This is a genomic window from Acidovorax sp., assembly GCF_016783915.1.
GTDB lineage: Bacteria > Pseudomonadota > Gammaproteobacteria > Burkholderiales > Burkholderiaceae_C > Acidovorax.
Genome location: NZ_JADHVT010000064.1, coordinates 1 through 23,291, shown reverse-complemented (window position 1 = coordinate 23,291; position 23,291 = coordinate 1). Strand labels below are relative to the sequence as shown.

The 23,291-nt window shown below is 60.7% G+C and carries 24 protein-coding genes and 1 pseudogene; 15 read left to right on the top strand and 10 right to left on the bottom strand.

The genetic code is table 11. The features are described 5' to 3' along the window. Positions 1-266 precede the first annotated feature (266 nt). Together ISS20_RS13280 and ISS20_RS13275 are read left to right on the top strand one after the other, a co-directional pair. On the top strand, positions 267-749 hold the full coding sequence (locus ISS20_RS13280; protein WP_291437297.1) for a hypothetical protein: 483 nt from the start codon (positions 267-269) through the stop codon (positions 747-749). A 134-nt stretch (positions 750-883) separates the two neighbouring features. Then, a complete protein-coding gene (locus ISS20_RS13275; RefSeq protein WP_291437295.1) occupies positions 884-1,849 on the top strand; it encodes a phage capsid protein in 966 nt (321 codons plus the stop codon). 755 nt (positions 1,850-2,604) lie between these two features. Here the strand turns inward: ISS20_RS13275 and ISS20_RS13270 are convergent. Further along, positions 2,605-2,880, bottom strand: coding sequence for an H-NS histone family protein (locus ISS20_RS13270; protein ID WP_108625388.1), 276 nt, complete (start codon positions 2,878-2,880; stop codon positions 2,605-2,607). A gap of 100 nt (positions 2,881-2,980) precedes the next feature. Further along, complete coding sequence (locus ISS20_RS13265) at positions 2,981-3,214, bottom strand: hypothetical protein (RefSeq protein WP_124511455.1); 234 nt, start codon at positions 3,212-3,214, stop codon at positions 2,981-2,983. Between the two features lie 320 nt (positions 3,215-3,534). Between ISS20_RS13265 and ISS20_RS13260 the strand changes: the two genes are divergently transcribed. After that, positions 3,535-4,383, top strand: a complete 849-nt coding sequence (locus ISS20_RS13260; RefSeq protein ID WP_291437290.1) for a hypothetical protein — start codon at positions 3,535-3,537, stop codon at positions 4,381-4,383. A gap of 32 nt (positions 4,384-4,415) precedes the next feature. Here the strand turns inward: ISS20_RS13260 and ISS20_RS13255 are convergent, their stop codons facing one another. After that, positions 4,416-4,721 (bottom strand): helix-turn-helix transcriptional regulator, encoded by a 306-nt coding sequence (locus ISS20_RS13255; RefSeq protein WP_291437289.1) that lies wholly within the window; start codon positions 4,719-4,721, stop codon positions 4,416-4,418. A gap of 110 nt (positions 4,722-4,831) precedes the next feature. Here ISS20_RS13255 and ISS20_RS13250 point away from each other — a divergent pair, with 110 nt between their 5' ends. Further along, entirely contained in the window at positions 4,832-5,053 is a 222-nt protein-coding gene (locus tag ISS20_RS13250; RefSeq protein ID WP_291437288.1) for a hypothetical protein, read from the top strand. 127 nt (positions 5,054-5,180) lie between these two features. On the opposite strand, the gene ISS20_RS13245 is transcribed toward ISS20_RS13250, so the two are convergent. The 5 genes from ISS20_RS13245 to ISS20_RS13225 form a co-directional block, all read right to left on the bottom strand. After that, positions 5,181-5,723, bottom strand: coding sequence for an Rrf2 family transcriptional regulator (locus tag ISS20_RS13245; protein ID WP_108500009.1), 543 nt, complete (start codon positions 5,721-5,723; stop codon positions 5,181-5,183). A 60-nt stretch (positions 5,724-5,783) separates the two neighbouring features. Beyond that, entirely contained in the window at positions 5,784-6,278 is a 495-nt protein-coding gene (locus ISS20_RS13240) for a hypothetical protein (protein ID WP_108500008.1), read from the bottom strand. Then, the gene (locus ISS20_RS13235) at positions 6,275-7,600 is read right to left on the bottom strand and encodes a hemolysin family protein (RefSeq protein ID WP_291437287.1); all 1,326 of its coding nucleotides are present in this window, start codon (positions 7,598-7,600) and stop codon (positions 6,275-6,277) included. Before ISS20_RS13235 ends, ISS20_RS13240 begins: the two co-directional genes overlap by 4 nt. Positions 7,601-9,002: 1,402 nt before the next feature. Further along, on the bottom strand, positions 9,003-9,686 hold the full coding sequence (locus ISS20_RS13230) for a heavy metal response regulator transcription factor (protein ID WP_108500232.1): 684 nt from the start codon (positions 9,684-9,686) through the stop codon (positions 9,003-9,005). Positions 9,687-9,938: 252 nt separating this feature from the next. Continuing rightward, positions 9,939-10,466: a DUF4148 domain-containing protein gene (locus ISS20_RS13225; protein WP_288851643.1), complete on the bottom strand. Its 528-nt coding sequence runs from the start codon at positions 10,464-10,466 to the stop codon at positions 9,939-9,941. Positions 10,467-10,858: 392 nt separating this feature from the next. On the opposite strand from ISS20_RS13225, the gene ISS20_RS13220 reads away from it, so the two are divergent. The 3 genes from ISS20_RS13220 (at position 10,859) to ISS20_RS13210 (ending at position 12,580) form a co-directional block, all read left to right on the top strand. Further along, positions 10,859-11,212 (top strand): hypothetical protein, encoded by a 354-nt coding sequence (locus ISS20_RS13220; protein WP_146191474.1) that lies wholly within the window; start codon positions 10,859-10,861, stop codon positions 11,210-11,212. 241 nt (positions 11,213-11,453) lie between these two features. Beyond that, a complete protein-coding gene (locus ISS20_RS13215; protein WP_199227824.1) occupies positions 11,454-12,197 on the top strand; it encodes a HupE/UreJ family protein in 744 nt (247 codons plus the stop codon). Positions 12,198-12,229: 32 nt separating this feature from the next. Beyond that, a complete protein-coding gene (locus tag ISS20_RS13210; RefSeq protein ID WP_108500228.1) occupies positions 12,230-12,580 on the top strand; it encodes a DUF6488 family protein in 351 nt (116 codons plus the stop codon). Positions 12,581-12,655: 75 nt separating this feature from the next. On the opposite strand, the gene ISS20_RS13205 is transcribed toward ISS20_RS13210, so the two are convergent. Further along, positions 12,656-12,934 carry a metal-sensing transcriptional repressor gene (locus ISS20_RS13205; protein ID WP_108500227.1) on the bottom strand — a complete coding sequence of 93 codons (279 nt, stop codon included), beginning with the start codon at positions 12,932-12,934 and terminating at the stop codon, positions 12,656-12,658. 101 nt (positions 12,935-13,035) lie between these two features. Between ISS20_RS13205 and ISS20_RS13200 the strand changes: the two genes are divergently transcribed. Next, positions 13,036-14,352 carry an MFS transporter gene (locus ISS20_RS13200; RefSeq protein WP_108500226.1) on the top strand — a complete coding sequence of 439 codons (1,317 nt, stop codon included), beginning with the start codon at positions 13,036-13,038 and terminating at the stop codon, positions 14,350-14,352. A gap of 32 nt (positions 14,353-14,384) precedes the next feature. Here the strand turns inward: ISS20_RS13200 and ISS20_RS13195 are convergent, their stop codons facing one another. Then, positions 14,385-15,719 (bottom strand): heavy metal sensor histidine kinase, encoded by a 1,335-nt coding sequence (locus ISS20_RS13195; RefSeq protein ID WP_108499856.1) that lies wholly within the window; start codon positions 15,717-15,719, stop codon positions 14,385-14,387. A 262-nt stretch (positions 15,720-15,981) separates the two neighbouring features. On the opposite strand from ISS20_RS13195, the gene ISS20_RS13190 reads away from it, so the two are divergent. The 7 genes and pseudogenes from ISS20_RS13190 to ISS20_RS13160 form a co-directional block, all read left to right on the top strand. After that, entirely contained in the window at positions 15,982-16,320 is a 339-nt protein-coding gene (locus tag ISS20_RS13190) for a DUF4148 domain-containing protein (protein WP_108499857.1), read from the top strand. Positions 16,321-16,464: 144 nt separating this feature from the next. After that, complete coding sequence (locus tag ISS20_RS13185; RefSeq protein WP_291437270.1) at positions 16,465-16,914, top strand: hypothetical protein; 450 nt, start codon at positions 16,465-16,467, stop codon at positions 16,912-16,914. Between the two features lie 68 nt (positions 16,915-16,982). After that, entirely contained in the window at positions 16,983-18,113 is a 1,131-nt protein-coding gene (locus tag ISS20_RS13180; protein ID WP_108499854.1) for an efflux RND transporter periplasmic adaptor subunit, read from the top strand. A 1-nt stretch (position 18,114) separates the two neighbouring features. Continuing rightward, on the top strand, positions 18,115-21,222 hold the full coding sequence (locus tag ISS20_RS13175) for a CusA/CzcA family heavy metal efflux RND transporter (protein ID WP_291437267.1): 3,108 nt from the start codon (positions 18,115-18,117) through the stop codon (positions 21,220-21,222). Then, positions 21,215-21,517 carry a DUF3240 family protein gene (locus ISS20_RS13170; protein WP_108499852.1) on the top strand — a complete coding sequence of 101 codons (303 nt, stop codon included), beginning with the start codon at positions 21,215-21,217 and terminating at the stop codon, positions 21,515-21,517. Before ISS20_RS13175 ends, ISS20_RS13170 begins: the two co-directional genes overlap by 8 nt. Next, positions 21,514-22,761, top strand: coding sequence for a TolC family protein (locus tag ISS20_RS13165; RefSeq protein WP_288851639.1), 1,248 nt, complete (start codon positions 21,514-21,516; stop codon positions 22,759-22,761). Before ISS20_RS13170 ends, ISS20_RS13165 begins: the two co-directional genes overlap by 4 nt. A 109-nt stretch (positions 22,762-22,870) precedes the next feature. Then, positions 22,871-23,291 (top strand): annotated as a pseudogene (locus tag ISS20_RS13160) (cation-transporting P-type ATPase); the annotation flags it as partial.

The following is a 23,291-nucleotide window of genomic DNA, read 5'->3' as shown; positions in this document are numbered from 1 at the left end:
CCTTGAACGCTTTGCTGTATTCACGCCGGCGCGGCCGGCCTTCGCTTGAAAACTGTTCCATCGTCTCCACGATCCTCCAATCGTGGACACGATGCCCGCTTCTCACGGCGCTTTCAATATGGGGTCACCGGACGGATACAAATTTTTTCCGAGATTCACACTTTCGAAGTCATGACCTTTGTCAGGCGCAATCTGTGCGCGCAAGAGCCTATTGCTTGATAGTTTGAAATCAGCTGTTTCGGCCAGTCGGTAAGGCTGCTGCGGATGTGGCGGTGCTGCTCGGAGGCCAGGAACTGCAGATTTTTCGGATCGAGCGGGATGAGGAGTTGATCGCCCAGCTCATCACCCTGGAGTGGGAGTTCTGGGGGTATGTGGAGCGGGGCCAGGCACCTCCGGCCGATGGGTCGGATTCTGCAGACCGGGCTTTGCGGGCGCTGTATCCCCGGGACACCGGCTTCACCTTGAACCTCAAGCATGACCTTGTGATGGGGTCTGTGTTCTCGGACCTGTTGGCGGTGCGGGAGGTGTTGGCGACCAACACGGCGCTGGAAGCACAGCTCACGCAGGCGATTCAGCAGCGCAGGGGGGATTCCAGTCGGGCTGTGTTTGAGAACGGGGAAGTGAGTTTCAAACGCAGCCGGGATGGGACGCAGCTCGATACAGCGCGGCTGGCCAAGGAGCAGCCGGAGATCGTGAAGGCGTACACGGTGCCCAAACCAGGGAGTCGCAGGTTCCTGGTGCAGACCTGAAGGTGGGCCGGGGACATCGGGGCCAGGTTCATTCATTTCATTTTCATACACGCATCCCCAGACGGGCTTCATCGGTGACGGTGAGGCCCGTTGTGTTTTGGAGGGGTGTTTTGACATTCAACAAGGAGATTCACATGCTCAAAGGTTTGGCTTTGACACCGCCCGTGATCGGGCGCATTGCGATTGGGCGGGTGGTGGAGAAGGCAGGACGTCGTCTGCCGGAGAAGGACGATGAGTTCACCTTGACCAGCCAGGTTCAGAACAAGGAGGGGTGGGTGCTGCATCCGGTAGATGCCCAGTTGCGCAAGGAGCCAGGGGCCAAGCTGCGCAGCATTCCGGTGCGGTTGCTGTTTGACGATCCGGATCTAAGTCTGCGGGCGAACTACACGATGTTTGACCGGGCTACAGGGCGGCCGCTGTGTGTGGGGGATGGGGAGAGCTGCAAGCGGGTGACCCTGTCGGGGATGCAGTCCCTGCCCTGCCCTTCGCCTGCGGTGTGTGCGCTGGCGCAGGACGGGAACTGCAAGCCGTATGGGCGGCTGCATGTGCGAGTGGAGGCGGAGGGGAATACCGAACCAGGCTTGGCTGGCGATGAACTGGGCAGCTTTGTGTTCCGGACCACGGGCTTCAACAGCATCCGGACCCTCTCAGCTCGGCTGCGGTATCTGTTTGCGGTGTCGGGTGGGTTGCTGGCCGGGTTGCCTTTGGAGCTTCGGCTGCGGGGCAAGTCCACCACGCTGTCGCACCGCACGCCGATCTACTACGTCGATCTGACGCTGAGAGCCGGTAGCAGCTTGGCCCAGGTCGTGGCGTTGGCGCGGCAGGAACGTGAGCAACAGGCTGCGCTGGGGCTGGATCAGGCGGCGCTGGATGAAGCGGCGCGGCAGGGTTTGGCGCTGGGGGAGTTCGAGGAGTCGGAAGAGGAAGGGGTGGAGGTCGTCGAGGAGTTCTATCCAGATTCCGATACGGATGGAGATAGTGGAGCAGCGCAAGCACCTGCGCCGATCTCGCTGCGGGGCAAGCTGCATCGCAAGCAGGAAGCACTCGGAATGCGCGCCAATGCAACGGGTGATCCAGGGGCTTCCCATGCGGTTGCCTGAGGGGCTCGTTCGGCGCTATGCGGTGGGGTTGGTGATGGAGACTGTGCCTTGCTATCGCAGTGGGCTGGATTCAGCACCAGGCGCCAAGGTGCTGCCGGGGATTCTGGTGAGGCATAGAGCACCACCGCATCGCACGGGGGCGGTGGTACTGCAGCAGGCAGTGGCCCTGCTCACCGGCCAGCGGGTGGCAGTACCTACTGCGACCAGTGCGGCCGGGGTGTTGCGCCATGCGCAGCGGCTTCTGCCGGGGCTTCATGCTCAACTGGTTTGGGAGCAGGGACCATCGGACTTGTTGGCGCTGTGTCACGACGCGGTTCACCGGGGTGGCCTGGTGCTGCTGCTGTGGCAGTCGATTGCCAGGGAGGTGCGGGGAGCTCCTCGCCCGCCTTCCCCGCCGCCTCAATGGATGCTAGTGGTCGGGGTGGAGGGGCCTTGGAGACCGGTGGGGGAAGGATCAGGCAGTGTGGTGTGCACGGAGTCCACGGGGCTTTTGATCCTGGATACCCGGGTGCATCCTGGATGGGGACTGGGGCACAACCAGCGTCTGGTTCCTGGTGCCTATCCACACCATGAGGCGGCTGTGCGGGTTGCGGAGTTTAGGGCTGTTTGGTCGGCGCGTACATTGGAGGGCAACCTGGACTGCGGGATGGTCCTCTCAGCGATCGCACTGTCTCCCGGCAAAGGCCAGAGCCCCCAGTGATCTGGCGGGAGCTCAGACAGTGCATCCGCACTGGCTGGCTCCCATTCCGTACCGATCAGGCAATCACAAAGGGCGTGCGGTCCTTGCCTGCAATCCACTGGGGCGGCTTACCTCGGCCGGACCAGGTGGCACCGGTGTCGGGGTCCCGGTACTTGGCAGCGACCTTCTTGGGCTGGGGCTTCCAGGGGAAGACCTGTTGGGCCGTGAAGCCGAATTCCTGAACGAGTTGCAGGACGGTTTGGAGGGCCTGTTCGGACTCGGCCTTCTTGGCGTTGGCGATTTGTTCGTCGAGGAGTTTTTTCTGGGCGAGGAGTTCGGCGTAGCTGGGCATGGGGGTGCGTTGGGAGTGAGTGCTGGGGTGTTGTGATTGGGTCCAAGGAGGACCTTTTAGACACAGGAAGCACTCTACGCGAACCGGAGCCCAGGAATGCTCAGTTGGCAGTTGCAACGGGGGGAGTCGTGGCGTCTTGGGTGTCGCCCTGGCGCCATACCTGCAGGTTGGCGTATTCCCGGCCGCAACCGGTGCAACGCAGGGCTTCGGTGTAGCGCATGACTCCGGCGTCATCGCGTGCGAGCACGCGGTGGTAGCTGGTGGCCCGGCAGTAGCCGCAGCAGTTCCTGGCGGTGGACGGGTTCATCGAGATGGAGGCGCTCAGGTTCTTCACTCAGGGGATCTGTTCTTGGTGGGGGTCTTCGTTGCGTGCGCTTGGGATCGTACCAAGGCAACGGAGTTTGTGCAGGTCCACGGGGGAAGCTGGTCACGGGCAGGGATGTTCTCGCTCCATATGGAACATCTCACACGGTAGCGGCTGAGCTGCGGCAAAGATCTCGCAGCCACTTCCCCATCCCTGCCCGTTCAGCAATCGGTCAACCGATGGTCTTTGGTTGGCGTTCAATTGATGTATTTGCATCACATATCATTTACTAACAGAGAGGGAGTTTTATGCAGTCCATGAGAAGAAGGGTGCGGCTTGCGCCAAGCCTGGTGGTTGTTTCGTTAGCGGTGTTGGGCCTGGCTGGGTCGCTGGGCGGTTGCCAGCGCAAGGAGGCCGAAGTGCAAGCGCCGGAGTTGCCGGTGCAGACGGTTTCGGGGTTTCTGGAGATCGCTGGGGTGCTGGATCGCCGGGGGGAACAGGGGGCCGTGTTCGAGGTCAGCCCAGAGACGGGGGATCTGGTGGCGTTTGTGTTCGATCCAAAGAGTGCTCTGGGCCAGCGGCTTTTGTCGCAGTGTGTGCAGAACATGCCGTGTCTGGTCGAGGGGGTGCGGGCCAGGCCGCTGGACAGTCAGGCACCGGCCACCAAGGTCTTGGGTGAGTTGGGGTTCAGTGTTTCGCCGTCGGCTTGGCTGGGGATGATTGACGCGGGAGATGCCCGCGTGGAGTCTGCGCTGGAGGAGCCTGAGATGCAGGTCAAGACCCGGTTTGGGGTTGTGGCTGTGCAGGAGGGAGATTCTTCGGTTGTTTTAAACGGGCAAACCGTTCTATCGCCTCAGGAGGAATCCGTGCGCATCGTGCGCCATGCGCCGGTGGGTGCAGAAGATGTGCTGTTGCTGCAAAGCGGATCGGGAACCGCCTGCCCTGCCCTGTTCCAGGTTCTGGTGGTATCGGCCCAGGGGGTGCAGGTGTCTCCGAAGTTTGGGTCTTGCTCTGACTTGGTGTTTGCTGTGGTCGAGGAGAAACCGAATCAGGCTCCCAAGCTGTCCATTCGGATGCTGGGGTTTGCGGGGCCGTTCGAACCCGAGGAAGAGCAGCGCAAGGCGGCTCAGAAGCTGGTGGAGTTTGTGTACCAGCAGGGGTCGCTCACGCGGGACGGTAAGCCGGTGACTTCGCAATGAAGGTGCGTGTACCTTTGCCTTCGGCTGCAGTCTCAAGTCTTGACGGCGGGTTTTCTGGCGACTTTGCGGGCGAGCTTGATCGCTTGCTCTGGGGGTTTGAGCAGGGTCCAGGGCTCTACCCCCAGGGCCTGTGCCAGGCGCTCGATGTTGGCCAGGGCGATGTTCCAGCGGCAGCGCTCTACGGCAGAGACGTAGGTGCGGTCCAGTTCGCACTCATGGGCCAGGCGCTCTTGAGACCAGCCTTTTTCTACACGCAGTAGCCGAATCCAGTACGCGAGGACTTCGCGCACGTTGCCCGGGTCAGGCAGATGGGTCGGGGGCGTGGGTTTGGCAGACACCGCGGGAGGATGCGGTTTTGCCTTCTTTGCATCTACGGAGTTTGCATCACTATTTGTGCGCTCCGTGGGAATTTTGAGTGGTTAGTGCTTCAACTTTAGGAGGAATTGCCATGAAGCGGTTTGCTTGGGGTCATTGGGTGGTGGTGGGGTATTTCTTGTTCGGGCTGCTGTATGCGATCTATGCCAACAACTGGGGGGATGAGCCCTACCGAAGTTTTGCGTACCACCTGGGCCAGGGGTTGGTGTGGCCTGTGATGGTGTTGCCAGGACTGGGCAAGTTCATTGGGGGCTTACTGATCGTTGCCATGGTGGCGTTTGTGATGGCCAGTTAAGGCTGGACAGGAGAAAGCACCATGGCGTTTTTGGCACAGGTGATTTTGGTGTGTTTGATGGTCTAACGTGCACCTGCAGTCCTTCTAGACGGCGGATCACGGCTCAAAGGGGGCTCTGAGCTGAGTGCTATCTCGCCCTCAGAGTCCTACCCAGCGCAAAAACCGAATTCGGAACATTTCCAGTAGGGAGCTGCCGCTCTGGATGGAGTGGGCGTCTTTTGGGGGCAGGCGCTGACGGGCGCAGTCCTTCCTTGATGTCCCCCTTTTCAAGATGCTCTCTCACCACATCGGCCAGAGAGACGGACTGCAGATAGTCATCCACGGTTTGATGGAATGCTCGCCACAGATCATGGGTTATTGCCCCTTGCCGGGCGTTCATCGAGTCACGCTCGCAGGACACACCTCTTAGTTCCCCTTGCTCGGAGGCCCTTGCGATGTCGGCAACGGTGATGTCGGACGCGTTCCGAGCCAATTTGTATCCACCACCTGGCCCTCGCGTGCTCGCGACCAGTCCTGCTTGACGCAGCGCGCTGAACAGCGTTTCAAGGTAAGACAGTGAAATACCTTGCCGCTTTGCAATGGTAGACAGCGCAACGGGCCCATGGACGTCACGTACAGCGACATCCGCAATAGCAATGAGCGCAAACCTGCTTCGTGTCGTCAGACGCATGCATTGCTCCCTTCATGGTGCTGTTTCACGGTATCAGTCTGATCGTTGTCTAGTACCGAATCACGCATCAGTACAACCCTTCTCTACCATTCGCAGAATCCTGGCCATCCCGATGGCCTGCGCCCATTCCTGGGCTGCCAGGACCGTGGTCTCGCCCTCGGAGGCTGGGCGGGCGGGTTTGACTTCAACATCGAACGTCTCGTCTGTCTTGTTCGTTGCCACCTTGACGCTTGCACCAAGAAGCGGGATATCGATGGCCGGACGCGGACCTGCCGCACCATCGACATCGATGCGCAAAACACAACCAGGAAGGAGGTCGTAGCTCCACTGGCGTTCGGGGTGGGCTTCTTCGCCAATCGCGTTCATGGAGGCGAGGCGCTGGTCTTGGGTCATGTCCAGCGGGTCAATGGCAGGTATTTCGTGCTGCGGGTAGCCATCCATACACGCAGCGCTCGAGAACACGGCCAACATTGCAAACAACAGGCGCCAGCCCTGCCACGACGTCTTGCGGCAAGTGCCAGTCAGCATGATGCCGCTGGACAGTTGCAGTCTCACGATGGCATCTCCTGCAGGGCCTCAGCCTTTGCTGTCTGGGGAACGCGTGTCGCCAGGATCTTGTCGATGGTCTTGCCATCCATGTCCACCACTTCCAGCTTCCAGTCCTCCCACTGCACGGTGTCGGTCACCTTGGGCAGGCGGCCGGTCAGCAGCATGATCATGCCGCTGAGCGTGTGGTAGCGGCCGCGTTCCTCTTCGGGCACGGCATCCAGATTCAGGCGGTCTTTCAGCTCGGGCACGGGGATGTGCCCGTCCAGCAGCCAGCTGCCGTCCTCGCGCTGCAGCGCCCACGAGGTCTCGGGGTCGCGCGGCTGGAACTCGCCGGTGATGGCCTCGATCAGGTCCTGCAGCGTGACGATGCCCTGCACCTCGCCGTATTCGTCGATCACAAACGCCATGTGCACGTCGGACAGGCGGAAGTTGTCCAGCAGCTCCATGCCCGTGATGGTCTCGGGCACATACAGCGCCGTCTGCAGCGGCTGGTCGACCAGGCCGCCGCGCGCCTTGTCGCGCAGCGTGCGCGACAGCCACTGGCGCGCATTGATCACGCCCAGGATGTTGTCCATGCCACCGCGCACCACCGGGAAGCGCGCGTGATCGGACTCTTCGATGCATTTGAGGTTGTCTTCAAACGGAGCATCGATGTCCAGGCACACCACATCACCACGCGGCACCATCAGCGAGCCGATCTGGCGGTCGTCCAGGCGGAACACGTTGCGCACCATGGTGTGCTCGTGCGACTCGATCACACCGGCGGTGGTGCCTTCGACCAGCATGGCGTGGATCTCTTCTTCGGTCACCGGGCTGCCACTGGTTTCCTTCACGCCCAGCAGGCGCAGCAGCGTGCGAGTGGACGTGGACAGCAGCAGCACAAACGGCTTGGTGGCCAGTGCCAGAAAGTTGATGGGCCGCGCTACCAAGCGGGCAAAGGTTTCGGGGTACGACTGACCGATGCGCTTGGGCACCAGCTCGCCCACCACGATGGAGAAGTACGTGATCAGCACCACCACCAGCCCGGTGGCCGCGTAGCCGCCGTAGGGCAGCGGCACGCCCAGGCGCTCCAGCCACGATGCCAGCGGCGCTGCCAGGGCAGCCTCGCCCACGATACCGTTCAGCACGCCAATGGACGTGATGCCGATCTGGATGGTGGAGAGAAAACGCGTGGGGTCTTCGCCCAGCTTCACGGCAGCGGCGGCACCGCTATCGCCCTCATCAATCAGCTTTTGCAACCGCACCTTGCGGGCCGTGACCAGAGCGATCTCTGACATGGCAAACAGGCCGTTGAGACAGATGAGGGCAAAGAGTATGGCAATTTCCATGATGGAGTTTTTTTGCGGTTTGCATGGTCGCAGCCACTAAATCGATGTGGGTAGCGCCTTGGCAGAGAGGGACAGATGAAGCAGCGGACGTGTCTTGTGCTGAAGCTCAGGAACAGCAGAAGACCATCAAAAAGGGCGGCAGCGGGTGACACTGGCCCTGCGCGCAACTGCGCGGTGCAAAGAATCAGGCGAGGTAGCCTGTCAGCCTGGGCGGCTTGTGGGGTGGATCGACGACAGCAGACAGCACTGGGGCGGCACCTGTGGAAGCCACATCCTTCGTGTTGGTGCCGCCTGAACTGGTTCGCCGTTGCGGCTCCAGCTGATCCGGGAGATCGCCCTTGTCGTCCATCAAGGCGTGGTCGTCCGCGTCAGAAAAGGCGAGGGGTGTTCCTGGGCCACTGGGCGTACTGCGCTCCACTACCTCGGTACCCTGCGGAACAGAGACGGGCGGATTCAAACCGGCGGCAGACAAACCCACACACAAAAGAAAGTGGAGAATCAAAACCGCGATGAAGCGCCGTAGCATGGTGCGGAAATTATAGAGACCACTCGGCTGACCCCTGGTGAGCCTAATGTGGGCTTAGGATGAGCGCAGAGCCCAAGCAACCTAGTGCATCTGCACACTACTTGGATTCGCGTCCCATCAGGAGTGCGTTTTCAATTCGAATGCGGCTTGCCTCGCGGAGCCTCTGCATGCCCAAATCGCAAGCCATTGCCATCACAGATTTTCGTTCTGAGAGCCCTCGGTGCAACACCCAGCGGGCAAGCGACAAAGGCTACGCCGTACAGATTTCTTCGACGCTGCGGGCGCTGTCATCGTCCGCTGGACGACGGAAGGGTATTTCCTCACACGGCTCAATTTCACGAGGCCAGTAGAAGGTCCCACCGGTTTCCTCTGTGGTTTTAAAAAGCTGTTGCGCTACCTTCACGATCCGTTCCTGAATTCGACTATTCGTGACCCTCTATAAACGGTGAGTCGCGGCAGTGCGGCTGCTGCGCTAAAACACATCTGTATTAGAGGTGACACGTGCGAGGATGGAGCATCGCCCGATGCCTGGTGGCAGGCAATCCATTCCGCATGGAACACTCCAATGTTGACGGCGGGATTCAGTGGCAGATTCAACCGGTCGATGCCGCACATTCGCTGAATACCTCAGCGGGTGTGTGGAAGCCTGGTGTCTTGAGCGACCTCTCATTCAATGGTCTCGCCATGGCCTTCAGCCGAAGCTGTGAGAGGTCCGAGAGATTCATGCCCTTGGGCATGTGCTACCTGAGTAAGCAATTCGAGTTTGCGTTGCTTCCGCCAGCACTACGTGCCTCGGCCCCGCATACAGCACCTCATCCGTGCCGCCTGCGGGGCGCCTCAGGCGCTGCGCAGAGCTCGGCATTCTCATGCTGCTGGTCAGGAGCGCTCTTCCATGACATAGCCCATGCCTCTTACCGTGTGGAGCAATGGCTTGTCGAAGTTCACGTCCATTTTTGTGCGCAGCCTTCGGATTGCGACTTCCACAACGTTGGTGTCGCTGTCAAAGTTCATGTCCCACACCTGCTCGGCAATCTCAGTGCGGGAAAGCACTTCGCCCTTGCGGCGAAGGAACAGCGCTAGCAGCAGAAACTCCTTGGCGGTCAGCTCGATGCGCTGGCCCGCGCGCGAGGCCTTCCGCCGAATCAGATCGAGTTCCAGGTCTGCGAGGCCCAGCACTGTGGGTTCCCCTGCATCCCGAGCACCATGGGTACGGCGCAGCAGCACCTGTACGCGGGCGCACAACTCCGAGAATGCGAAGGGCTTGACCAGGTAGTCATCTGCGCCGGTCTGCAGTCCTCGCACCCTGTCTTCAACGCTGACACGCGCCGTGAGCATGAGCACGGGGGTCTGCCTGGTCTTGCGCAAGGCCATCAACAGCGTGAACCCGTCGATGCCTGGAAGCATCCCATCAAGAATCACGAGGTCGTGTGCACCCTCCAGAGCCATGTGCAGACCATCCACGCCGTTGTGAACCACATCGACGTTGTAGCCGGCTTCGCCAAGTCCTTTGCGCAGGTACTCGGAGAGCTTGACCTCATCTTCAATGAGCAGGATTTTCATTCAACGATTTTCCGAGATATCGGGCTTTTGCAGATCAATAACTTGTAACTCCGGTGCGCGCGCCCGGCTGCGATCCGCGCCCGGAGAAGGTCCTGGTGCCGCACAGGTCAACTTAGCTAGGGGCGGGCTCAAAGGCCAAGCTGCCGCTGCCACCATGCGGTGGCGCGGCAGCGCTTTGGGGTCGCCTGATCAACGACTTCTCTTGTACTCCACGAACAGGCTACCAGGGAGCCTTATGCACTTGAGACTCAATCACATACCCTGGCTTCCGCCGCCCTTGAAGCTGCGCTCTGCCGCAACATCCTGGGTGTCTCGGTACAGGCCAGGGAACACCTCCTTGAGCATGCGCCCGTCTTCGCCATTGACCGCGACCTCGCCCTTGGCGATGGCCTGGGCCAGCTCTTCCTTGACCTGATCGCGCGTCTTCGAGGGGCCCGCAACCAACCGCTGGGTCGGGTATTGCCCGGGAGCAACTTCATTGAGCTTGATGCCGGACTCGCCAGCGGCGAGCATCTCGCCGCTCTGGATGGCCTGGTTCAACTCGCGGAGCACCTGGTCACGCGACTTGGAGGCGGTGGGGGCTGGTGCTGGAGGATATGCACGGGGATTGATCTTCCGCATCGGCAAGCTGGCCTCGCCGGCCGAGAGCATGGTGCCGTCGCGCATGGCCTGCAAGGTTTCAGCGCGGACTTGTTCGCGGGTGAGCGGCGCGGCCTGCTCCGAGGCGAATGCCGGTGCAGCTGCGAAGGATGCGATCAACAGTGCGGTGGTGAGTTTCATGGTCATACCTTTCAATGAAAGAATCTGCTGGGGAATCTGAGTTGAGAGAGCGCCGCGGGGGCTGTTGGCTCGCCTCAGTCGACCTAGTGGTGGCGGCTCATTGGCCGTGCCGCGCATGCGGTGCGGTGCTCGGATCCAAAGAAAAGCTCACTGGCAAAGATCAGGCTGAGCAAGTCGATTGAGCGACGAAACTTCATGGTGTTCTCCTGGTGGGCCAGCCGCGTTGTCGGCAGCCGGGTGGTGCATTTCGCGAACCACGGAATGAAGTCTAGAAAGCACGCCCTGCTCGGGCACTGACTGCCAGATTACGTTTGTGTCAGCTTTGGCGGAAACAATGGCTTTTCATCGCAGCCCACGCATTTCTGCGGGCCGCTGATCTAGAATCTGGCGCCATGTCCCGACGCCTGTGGTCCATGCTCCTGTTGATTGCCCTGCTGTGGCAATCCGTTGGCATGGCCAGTCCCTTTGCGGTGGCCCAGCGTGCGGAGCAGTTGACACACATGGTGGTCCACACGCAGGACGTGGACCATCATCACCATGCCGACAAGTCCCTGCATCTTGAAGCCTCTGGCGGCCTGGACACCCATCAACATGCGGACGAGGGGATCACCCCCGCAGCCTTGTTGTCCAGTGCTTCATGGAGCATTCCCAGCGTTCCTCCATCCAGCCCTGCGGCTCCTGCCGCTTTGCGGTACAGCCCCCCATCTCTTGAAGGCCTTTTAAGGCCCCCATCAGCGCTCGCCTGAGCGTTGGCGACTGACAGCGACCTCCGCCTGTCTGTTCGCCCTTCGCGCCTCACCTCTCTTCTCCTGACGTCCTTGGCATGTCCATAAGCGTGTGCTTTGCGCGCGCCTGGCTCGGCCTGCCTGGTCGTCCGATACCAAGACCCGCTTTATCGCGCGCCTTGGAGCTTTTGTTCGCTCTTTTTTTGGAAGGCACTTCATGAAACTACCGCTTTGGTTGAGGCGGCTCACTCCGGCATTTCTCATGCTCATTCCTCTGATGGCCGTCGCACACGGCATATCAGACGAAGACAAGCAGCGCATGCTGGATGGTGGTTATCTTCAGTACATCGGTCTTGGCGCGAGCCACATGCTCACCGGCTATGACCACTTGCTATTTTTGTTCGGGGTGGTGTTCTTCCTCACCTCCTTCAGGGACGTCGCCAAGTTCGTCACGGTGTTCACGATTGGCCACTGCATCACGCTGATCTTTGCCACGTACTTCAAGATCACCTGGAACTACTACCTGGTCGACGCCATCATCGCGCTGAGCGTGATGTACAAGGCGTTCGACAACAACGGGGGGTTCCAGAAGTACTTCAACGCGAAGTCTCCCAACCTGTTGGCGGCCGTGTTCGGCTTTGGCCTGCTGCACGGTTTCGGGCTCTCGACGCGGCTGCAGCAGTTGCCGCTGGGGGACGACAACACCTCCATGCTGCTGCGCATCCTGAGCTTCAACCTGGGCGTCGAACTCGGCCAGATCGCAGCGCTTGCCGCGATGGTCGCTCTGCTTACCTTGTGGCGCCACAGGCCGTCGTTCAAGCGATTCAGCTACGTGGCCAACCTGGGTCTGTTTTATGCCGGTGTGTACCTGCTCTTCATGCAGTTGCACGGATACCAGCACGACGTCGATCCAGACAGCTTCCGTTTCCCCGCCACCGAGCACCGGCACATCCATGAAGATATGGATATCCAGAACTCGACTGACAACAGTCGCAACACCCTTTGATCCGTTTTTCAACCACCCTAAAGGAAATCACCATGAAGTACATCATCGCCGCCGCCACCATCGCATCCGGCTTCACCTTCGCGGCTCCAGCAATGGCCGCAGAGGGCAGCAGCTGCCATTTCCACGGCAACAAGCCCACGACCGATACGGTTGTGGTGGGCTGCGCCAATCAGCGCAAGGATGCCCTGGTGGGCAGTGGCAAGCTGGACAAGGGCTGGCAGGCCATCAAGAGCGAAAAGGCTGAGCTCATCGATGGAAAGAAGGGCAAGGAATGGCGCGTGACCTACAGCAATCCTGCTGAGCAGGACAAGAGCAAGGCAACCCTCTACATGTTCTTTACCCCTGCAGGCAACTTCGTTGCCTCGAACTTCACGGGACAGTAATGTCCAGGGCCCCCGGGCAGGGAGCGGGGGCCCGCTCAACCGACGAACACCGGGGCCAAGAATGCTGCCGCTTGGTCAAAGGTATTTCGTCAAATCCTTGAACTCCGCGATGGAGGCACGTGCCGACGCTGCGCTTGCGCCCACAACCTGGTCCAGGCAGTTGTCGAGGTGATCGTGGATCACCACTTTCTTGGCAGCGCTGATCGCGCGCTCCACAGCATGCAGTTGCTGCGCAATGTCACTGCAAGGGCGATGGTCCTCGATCATGGCAATGACGTTGGCCAGATGGCCGTGCGCACGCTTAAGGCGTTTGACCACGTCGGGATGACTGGCATGTACATGATTTTCTGTCATGAAGTATCCTATCCCCCAGGATACGTTAAAGTCAATATTACAACCCTCGCTATGCCGTGATTGCAGGCGGATGCGAAAGGGCGTTTCTCGAAAGGCCACGCATGTTGGACGTGCTCGCAAGCCGGACTTATCGGCATTTGTTCTTCGCGCAGGTGATTGCGCTGCTGGGAACTGGCCTGGCAACTGTTGCGCTGGGCCTGCTTGCATACGACCTCGCAGGCGCCAATGCCGGCGCCGTGCTGGGTACTGCGTTGGCCATCAAGATGCTGGCTTACATCGGCGTGGCGCCGGTCGCATCCGCCATGGCAGAGCGTTTGCCGCGCAGGGCTGTTCTGGTCGCACTGGACCTTGTCCGGGCAGCCGTTGCACTGGTGCTGCCGTTCGTCACGCAGATATGGCAGGTGTACGTCCTGATCTTCGTGCTGCAGTCTGCGTCGGCCGCGTTCACACCGACGTTCCAGGCAACCATCCCCGATGTGCTGCCGGAGGAAGCCGACTACACCAAGGCCCTGTCGCTGTCGCGCCTGGCCTACGACCTCGAATCCCTGGTCAGTCCCATGCTCGCCGCGCTGCTGCTCACTGTCGTGAGCTACCACAGCCTGTTTGGCGGTACCGTGGTGGGATTCATCGCGTCAGCGGCGCTGGTGGTCTCCGTAGTGCTTCCCATAGCCAAGATGCCGCCCAAGCGCAGCATCTACGAGCGCACCACCCGGGGGATGCGGATCTACCTGGCGACGCCGCGGCTGCGTGGGCTACTGGCGCTCAATCTGGCGGTGGCGGCAGGTAGCGCGATGGTGATCGTCAATACAGTCGTGATGGTGCAGTCGCAGATGGGGTTGACCCAGACATCCACGGCCATTGCGCTTGCGTGCTTTGGGGCCGGTTCCATGGTCATGGCCCTTGCTTTGCCCAGGCTGCTGGACAACGTGCGCGAAAGGCCCGCCATGCTCGCTGGCGCATCGGTGGTTGCAGCAGGGCTGGTGCTCGGTTGGATCACTGCCACCCGGTTCGAGGTGCTGTTGCCCCTGTGGTTCGTGATGGGCCTTGGGTACTCGCTCGCCCAAACGCCCTCGGGTCGGCTGTTGCGCCGTTCATCGACTGATGCCGACAGACCGGCCTTGTTCGCCGCCCATTTTGCGCTTTCACACGCCTGCTGGCTGATCACATACCCTCTGGCCGGGTGGGTGGGGGCACGTTACGGGATTGATGTCAGCTTTGTGTCACTCGGCGTGGTTGCAGTTGCCGCCATTGCCCTTTCTGCCCTTATGTGGCCTGAGCATGAGCCTGCGGAGGTTGCACACACCCATGAGAATCTCCCGCCTGATCACCCGCACCTTGTCGAAGTGCCGCAAGGTGCCATGCAGAAACATTCGCATGCTTTTGTCATTGATGATGAACACCAGCGCTGGCCTCACTAACGGAGCGTTGAAAAACTCCAGCTTGCTTTGCCTCAGCGGCTAGTAACATCGATTCCAACGCGGGTAATTCCGTTCTTTGATGTGGCGAATGGCTTTCCCGCATGCATGCGGGCAATGGCTCCGACGATGGCGAGACCCAGCCCGTGATTGGTCTGCGCGTGCGTGCGTGAACGATCTCCGCGAAAGAAGCGGTCGAAAAAATGAGGGAGATCAATGGGATCAACTGGTGCCCCCTGGTTCTCCACGCTGATGGCAACACGGCCGTCGGTCTGAGGATCGATGCAGATCCGTACCTCGGAGCCTCTTGTGGCATAGCGTGTTGCGTTGCCCAGCAGATTGGATACTGCGCGCCGTAACAGAGGCCCGTCAAAAGTCCCTGTGGCATCGCCACGGATCACGGCTGTTACTTCTGCTTCAGCCAGCGCGGCTTCATGGTAGTCAAGAACGTCGCTGGCGACCTGCGCCAAACTGCCGATGTACGCCCTGCGCGCGCTAACACCGCGATCAGCCTGTGACAGGAACAACATGTCGTTGACGATGCCCGTCATGCGCTGCAGTTCTTCGAGGTTGGATGCCAGCACGTCGCGAGTGTCCGCATCCTTGGAATTTCTGAGAGCGAGTTCATTGCTTGTCGTGAGCGTGGCCAACGGGGTGCACAGCTCGTGGGACACGTCCGCATTGAATCCCTCCATCTGGGTATAGGCCTTTTCGATGCGCGACAGCAGGCTGTTGAACTGTTCAACCAGAGGAACCAGTTCAAGTGGTTGGCCTATTCCATCCAGGCGGTGATGCAAGTTGTGCACCGAGAGCGAACGGGTCTGCTCTGCCAAGTGATCCACTGGAGCCAAGCCCAACTTGACCAGGAAGACGCCGCCTAGCGTAATGATGACTGCGCCACCTACTGCCGCAAAAAAGAGCGTGAGACGAAGTCGATACAAAAGAAGATTGTCGGCCTGGATATCTAACGACAGTTGCACGCGCATTACTTTAGTGTCTGGCCCGGCAACCTGGCCCACATCGAACAAGCGGTGACGCAGCACTGTGCGTTTATTCTGATTCCGTGTATCAGAAAATAGAACGGCGCCGGATGGGTCTTCCACTTGAAGCGAGAGGTCCCCGTGGCCGACCAGAAAATCACTGAGCCCGTGAGACAAATTGTCCAGGTTCTTGTGCTCCTTGCCATCGGTCAGCATGTGGCGGACCACTGCCTCCTTCTGGGCGAGCGTCTCGTCCTGTCGCTCATGAAAGTTAGCCTCGGTCACTACATACACAGCCAGACAGACCAAGCCTAGGCCGGCAAAGCTTTGCAACGCGAGCCACCAGGTCAGACGTTGTCGCAGGGAGCTAGGTCGAACGAGGCGATTCATGCCCGCCGTCCAGCTGTTCTAGTAAGAGGCAGATGCATTGTGGGTTGCCAATGGATCGGGCGGCCGATTCCAGAGACAGGCTGTTCGACAAGCGGGTTGGTCATCAATAGATTTTCTGAGAGAGCGGGCGAGTTGCCGATTACAAATTTGTAATCCGGACGTTGGGGGGCTGTCGCAGTTCGATTTCTACAGTGGGTGCCATGTCAAAAGACATAGCCGAGGCAAGTTGCCGCGGTTCATCTCCAACCAGAAGGACATCACCATGTACTCTCGCAAATCCTTTCTTCTTTCTCTGGCTTTTATCGCGGTGGCGGCACCTGGACTGGTGTCGGCTTCTTCCTTGTATCACCCGACTGGCGGTGAAATCGGGTACACGACTCACCCGGAACACCAGCAGAGCACCAAGTCCCGGGGGGAGGTGCTGCAGGCCGTCGAGGCTGCGCGCAAGGATGGCACCTTGGCCATCATGTCGCGGGGTGCGCCGTTGCCGATGAAGCTGACGGGCCCAACCAAGACGCGTGAGCAGGTGCAGCAGGAATACCTGACGATGACCGAGTCCGAACGGCAGTACCGTCAGGAGATGTACGGAGCTGGCAGCTGAACAGTGTACGGATAGCTTGAGCGCAAGCCAGGCGGCATTGGTTCACTGGAACGGTGCTCTAGCTACACCAAATTGTCCTGAAAGCAGACATCAAAATTTTCAACGGCTGAGGTACAATGGATGCCGCTACACACACGGCCCCCTATGCCTTCCCTCACGTGCAAAGACCCAGTCCAAGTGAGCCGATTTTCGGTCTCTCTGGCGCACGCGTGGTGGATTGCTAAATGGATTTTGGTACTGGTTTTGGCATGGGACCAGATCGCCTCGCCGTTGCATCAACACCACCACGACTCAGGCATTGACGCCTCATGGATTGGTGCCGTGAAAGATGGTGCATCCGCAGGCATGCTGCATGTTGACGATGGCGACAACCTCGCTCTGTTTGCACATGCCACCATGGCGGTGCAACTTCAGGCATCGTCTGGCCAACTGAGCGCGGCCACACAAGCCTTTGCGCTTTATGTCGCGTTTGCTGAGATTTTCGATTTCGCGCAAAGCGAAGAGCCGCACACCTGGCCAGCGTATGTGGCCCCCATCTATCCTTCGTTCCGAAGTTTGCCCCCGGGAGGCCGTGCGCCTCCGCTCCACGCCTGAAAAGCCCCTTCTTTCGCTTTTCCTGACTGCGCCCGTATCGCGGGGTGCTGTCTTTCGTGGAGTTTTCGATGCTGTACCGTTTTTCCCGGCTGGCGCTTGGGCGCCTGGCTGTTTTCGCCTTTCCTTGTCTGATCGCGTCGCCCATAGCGGCTTTGGCGGCTGACGAGTTTCCCGTCAGTGCTGCGCAGATGCAGTCCCTGGGCGTGCAAGTGCAACGCCTTGAAAAATCCAGCGATACGTCAGGCCAGACCTACTCTGCCCGCGTGGTGCTCGCTCCCGGACAGGAGCAGATTGCCAGCGCACCGCTTGCAGGCGTAGTTGACCAGCTGCTGGTCGCTGAGAACGATGCTGTGAAAGCCGGTCAGCCGCTGATGCGCTTGATCAGCCCGGAACTGGGTGAGTTGCAGCTCAAGCTGATGGAGGTGAGCTCCAGCAGCCGCCTGTCCCAGAAGGCCTTGCAGCGCGAGCGCCAGCTCTTTTCGGAAGGGATCATTCCCGAGCGCCGTGTACAGGAGGCTGAAGCCACTGCCGCCCAGGACGCAGCCCGTAAGCGGCAGGCCGAAGCTGCACTCCGCTTGGCTGGCCTGGACAACGCGCGGATCCGCAGCATCGCCGATGGCGGTAGTGTGGAGACGAGTGTCACGGTGCGGGCCAAGGGAGCGGGGCTTGTTGCTGACCTGTCCGTCAAGCCCGGTCAGCGTGTACAGCAGGCTGACTTGCTGATGCGCATCGCTAACCCCAGCAAGCTGGGCCTGGATATCCAGATTCCATCAGCCCGCACCGCCCAGGTTGCAACCGTGAAAGGGTCGGCCATCACCGTGGTCGGACGCGATGGTGTTCAGGGCGAGGCCCTCAGCGTGGGCCCGACCGTCAGCGACAACCAGATCCTTGTCCTCAAGGCCGTAGTCACCAAGGGCGCCGAGCAGCTGCGTCCAGGCGAGATCTTGCAGGTGCAGGTTCCCTTCTCTGGCGGGAGCGAGGGTTGGACCGTGCCGCTGCAGTCGGTGGTGCGCCAAGGAGACAAGGCCTATGTCTTCGTCCGTACGGAAAAGGGCTTTGTCGCCACGCCAGTCTCGGTGCTCGCGAGCGCTGGCCAAACCATGCGTGTCACCGGCGGGCTGCAGGCTGGGCAGGAGATCGCCACTGCGTCCGTGATCGCGCTGAAGGCAGCATGGCAGGGCAAGGGCGGGAGCAATTGAGATGCTGGCACGCCTTGTTCAATTTGCCTTGGCGCAGCGGCTGTTCGTGCTGCTCGCTGGCGCCCTGCTAGCGGGCGCGGGCTGGTTCTCGTTCAAGAACCTGCCCATCGACGCCTTCCCTGATGTGTCCAGCACACAGGTGAAGATCATCATGAAAGCTCCAGGCATGACGCCCGGAGAAATCGAGAGCCGTGTAGCCATCCCCATCGAGGTGGAGATGCTCGGTATCCCCAAGCAGCGGATCCTGCGCTCTGTCACCAAGTACGGTCTGGTGGACGTCACCGTCGACTTCGAAGACGGCACTGACATCTACTGGGCCCGCCAGCAAGTGTCCGAACGCTTGGCCAACATCAGCGCCGACCTTCCGCCGGGCATCTCGGGCGGCATGGCACCTGTCACAACTCCGCTGGGCGAGATGTTCATGTTCACGGTGGAGGCGCCGACCATGACACTGGAGGAGCGCCGTAGCCTGCTGGACTGGGTGATCCGGCCTGCGTTGCGCTCTGTGCCTGGTGTCGCTGACGTGAACGCGCTGGGTGGCAAGGTGCACAGCTTCGAGGTCGTGCTGGATTCCGTGCGCATGGCAGCCATGGGGTTGTCTGTCACAAAGGTCAAGGAAGCGATCGAAGCCAACAACCGCAACGATGGTGCGGGCCGGCTCGGCGAAGGTGATGAAGTGCTGTTGGTCCGCAGCGAGGGCAGCATTCGCACCAAGGATGACTTGATGTCCATCGTCGTCAAGAACGACAAGGGCGGCAGCGTGCGCCTGCAGGATGTGGCGCAAGTGCGCGATGGCAGCGTGACACGCTACGGTGTGGTCACCAAGGATGGCAAGGCTGAGGCGGTTCAGGGCCTGGTGCTGGGATTGGCCGGCGCCAATGCCCAGAAGGTGGTCGAAGGTGTGACCCGCAAGATCGAGGACATCAAGCCCACCCTGCCTGCTGGCGTCGAACTGAAGGTCTTCTACAACCGCGCACAACTCGTCGAGAAGGCGGTGGGCACGGTGTCCAGCGCCCTGATGGAAGCAACGGTACTGGTTCTGGTGCTGCTGGGAGCGTTTCTGGGCAACGTCCGTGCCGCTGTGGCGGTGGCAGTCGTCCTGCCCCTGTCCGCACTGGCGACCTTCCTGTTGATGCGTGCTGCGGGCATGTCAGCGAACCTCATGAGCCTGGGTGGCCTGGCCATTGCATTGGGCATGCTGGTCGACGCCGCCGTGGTGGTGGTGGAAAACATCGTGCAGCACCAGGCTGAAGATGAGTCCAAAGGCAAGCTGCCGCGGCTGCATATCATCTTCCGGGCGGTACGCGAGGTGGCGGCACCCGTGGCCGCGGGCATCCTGATCATCGTGCTGGTGTTCCTGCCTCTGCTCACGTTGCAAGGGCTGGAAGGCAAGTTCTTCGTGCCGGTTGCCATGACCATCGTCTTCGCGCTGGCCAGCTCGCTGGTGCTCTCGCTGACGATCATCCCGGTGCTGTCGTCCTTTCTGCTCACCAAGGTGGCGCACCACGAACCGTGGCTGCCGCGCAAGCTGCTCAAGGCCTACGAGCCAGCGCTGGCGTTCGCACTGCGCCGCGAGCGGGTGGTTTATGTGGTGGCCTGTCTGATGCTGGTGGCTGCTGCTGTCGTGTACTCGTTTGTGGGCAAGACCTTCTTGCCGCAGATGGATGAGGGCGACATCATCGTCGGTATTGAGAAGCTGCCTTCTGTGAGCCTGGAGGAAACGGCCGCGCTAGACCTGAAGATCCACCAGGCGCTGATGAAGGAGATCCCCGAGATCACGGGTGTGGTGGCGCGGGCGGGGTCCGACGAGATCGGCCTGGATCCGATGGGCTTGAACCAGACAGACACATTTCTGATCTTGAAGCCACGTGCTGAATGGAAGTTTGCCAACAAGGAAGAGCTGATCGAGAAGATCCGCGGCGTGCTGGACCAGCTGCCTGGCATCAGCTACAGCTTCACACAGCCCATCGACATGCGTGTCTCGGAAATGATCATCGGGGTACGGGGCGACATCGCCATCAAGGTGTTCGGTCCCGACCTCGACAAGCTCAACGAGCTGGCCGGCCAGATCGAAGGCCTGATGAAGCAAGTGCCCGGCAACCAGGACGTGTATACAGTGGAGAACGATGGCGTGCAGTACCTGCGCGTTGTGGTCAACCGCGTGGCCGTAGGGCGTTTCGGCCTGTCGGTCGAGAACGTGCAGGATGCGCTCAGGGTGCAGATTGAAGGGCAACGCGCTGGTACGGTGATCGACGGCAACCGCCGCATCCCTATTGTTTTGCGCGGAGCAGATGGCGTGAAGGTGTCTCCTTCCGAGTTCGCAGCGCTCACGATCACGACTCCCGATGGCCAGAGCGTTCCTCTGCAGGAGCTTGCAACGCTGGAGCGCGACAGCGGACCGGTCAAGATCGACCGGGAAATGGGCAGCCGCTACAACGTCGTGATCGCCAACGTGACGGGCCGCGACCTCGTGGGCTTCGTCGAGGAGGCCAAGGCCAAGATCGGCCAGGCTGTGCAGTTGCCCACCGGCTACCGCATCACCTGGGGCGGCCAGTTCGAGAACCAGCAGCGCGCGGCAGCACGCCTGACGCTGGTGATCCCCCTGTCCCTCGGCGTGATCTTCCTGGTGCTGTTCTCCACCTTCGGATCGGTGCGGCAAGCCTTGCTGGTGCTCAGCAACATTCCGTTTGCGCTGGTGGGCGGCATCTTTGCGCTGTGGCTGACTGGGGAATACCTGTCCGTGCCCGCGTCGGTCGGCTTCATTGCGCTGCTGGGCATCGCCGTGCTCAATGGGGTGGTGCTGGTCAGCTACTTCAACCAGTTGCATGCCGAAGGCATGTCTCTGGTGGACTGCGTGACACAGGGTGCACGCCGAAGACTGCGGCCAGTGCTTATGACTGCAGCCATCACGGCGTTCGGTCTCATTCCGCTGCTGTTCGCTTCGGGACCGGGCTCCGAGATCCAGCGGCCTCTGGCCATTGTGGTGATCGGTGGCCTCATCACCGCCACTGCGCTGACGCTCATTCTCTTGCCCATTCTCTACCTGCGCTTTGCACACGCGAAGCCCAAGCAGATCGAAGCAACCACCCCGGAGGCCGCAAATGCCTAAGCACTGTCTTTCACTGGTATGCGGTCCCGACATCGCGGAAAAGCTGCTGGATGCCCTGTTGACGTCCGTTCCGGACCAGGTGTTCACCAGCACGGCCACCTTCAGCCATGGAACCCCGCATGGGCGCCTCTCTGGCGTGGAACAGGTCATGGGGCGCAGCGCGTCCATGCAGATCCAGCTGATCGTGACCGAAGAGCAATTGAAGCAGACCCTGGAGATGGTGCATCAGAAGTTCAAGGGAACGGGTGTGTGCTTCTGGGCCTGCGAATTGAGTGTTGAAGGGGTAGTTGAATGAAACAGTGGATTGCCATCGCGGGATCGACCGCGTTGATGACGTTGGCGCTGCCAGCAGGGGCGTGGGTGAATGGATCGGCGCCCGAGTTGCTGCCTACCCCATTGGTGCGGCAGGCAATTGATCAGGATCCTGCTGTGCTGGAGGCGCGCCGCGCACTGGCGGCGGCAGGGCACGGTGCTGCAGCGTTGCGTGTGGGATCGCATGAGTGGACTACGCGTGCGACCGTGCAGAGCCGCAGGTACGACGCGGGAGGACGCTCCAACGAGTGGGAAGCTGGTATCGAACGCGGGTGGCGCGTTGCCGGCAAGGCCCGGCTGGATGGAGATATCGGGAACGCCGACATCGACATCGCCAAAGCCCAGATCGGGGAGGCCATCCACGAATCAGCGCGAGCGCTCTCCGACCTGTGGATGGATGTCATCGCCGCACGCCGCATCAAGGAGGTGATCGCTGAGCAAAGGGGCTTTGCGCAGGAGAACCTCAAAGCTGTGGAAAGCCGCCGCAAGGCCGGTGACGCATCCGTATTGGACGTCAACCTGGCGACGACCGACATGATCGAGATGGACCGCCAGCTCAGTGCCGCGACGACGGCTGAGGCCAAAGCCCAAGCCACGTTGCGCGCACGCTTTCCTCTCATCACAGACCTGCCGCAACTGGTGGCCGACCCTCAGCCATTGGAAACCCCGCAGGAGCAGTGGCGCGAGCGGATCCTGGCAGAGAGCGATCCGGTGCGCATGGCCGAGGCACAGGCGCGCAAGGCAGCGCTCTTGGCAGATCGCATGCGTGCCGACAAGACGCCTGACCCCACCGTGGGCGTCTTCGTTGCCTCCGAAGCGAGACGCAGCGAGCGGATCTACGGCGTGAGCGTCAGCATTCCTTTGAGCGGTACCTATCGCAATGAGCGGATGCTGCAAGCCTTGCAGGAGGCCGAGGCCGCGCGCGCCAGGCTGGATGGCAAGCGCCGCGCTCTGGAGATTGAAGTCGGTGGTACTTACATCGATGCCACAGGGAGCTTCGAGCGCTGGCGCCTGACCTCGCAGGGCTTGGCCTCCACGCAAAGCAGTGCCCGTCTCACCCAGCGTGCGTACACCTTGGGAGAGGTGGACTTGCAAGGCCTGTTGCTGGCCCGCAAACAGGCTCTGGACGCCACCATGGCTGCCGAGCAGGCACGCGTCGAAGCATTGCGCGCGCAAAGCCGGCTGATGATCGATGCCCACCTGGTCTGGGGCTTGGACGACGACTGAGCCTTCCCAGCGCCTGGTGCGTGAGTGCCGGGCGCTGCGCTGAAGGCGCAGTAGAGACGTTGCCACCGTTCGCGGTGGTATGCGGACCCACATCAACGGAGGAATAACCATGACAACAGTTCCAGCCGATCAACAGCCTGCCGCCTCGAATCTCAAAGCTCTGATGACACATGAGCGGTGGGTGGAGGTCGCACGCATTGCAGTCACCGGATTTATTGCACTGCTCTTTTGGCGGAGTTTGGTAGCGGTCGAGATCCTTTGGGTCGCGATTGCCATCGGTCTGTACCCGCTTGTCAAAACAGGCGTGAATGACCTGGTACGCGAACGCAAGATTGGTACGGAAATTTTTGTCACCGTGGCGACGCTGGTTGCAGTCTTCGGCGGAGAAGCATTGGCCGGTGCAGTGCTGATGGTCATCATCCTGATTGCCGAATTCATCGCCGAGCTGAACACAGATCGTGCACGGGCATCCATCAAGTCGCTGATTGGCTCGGTGCCCCAGACTGCGCTGCTGCGCACCGCGCAGGGTG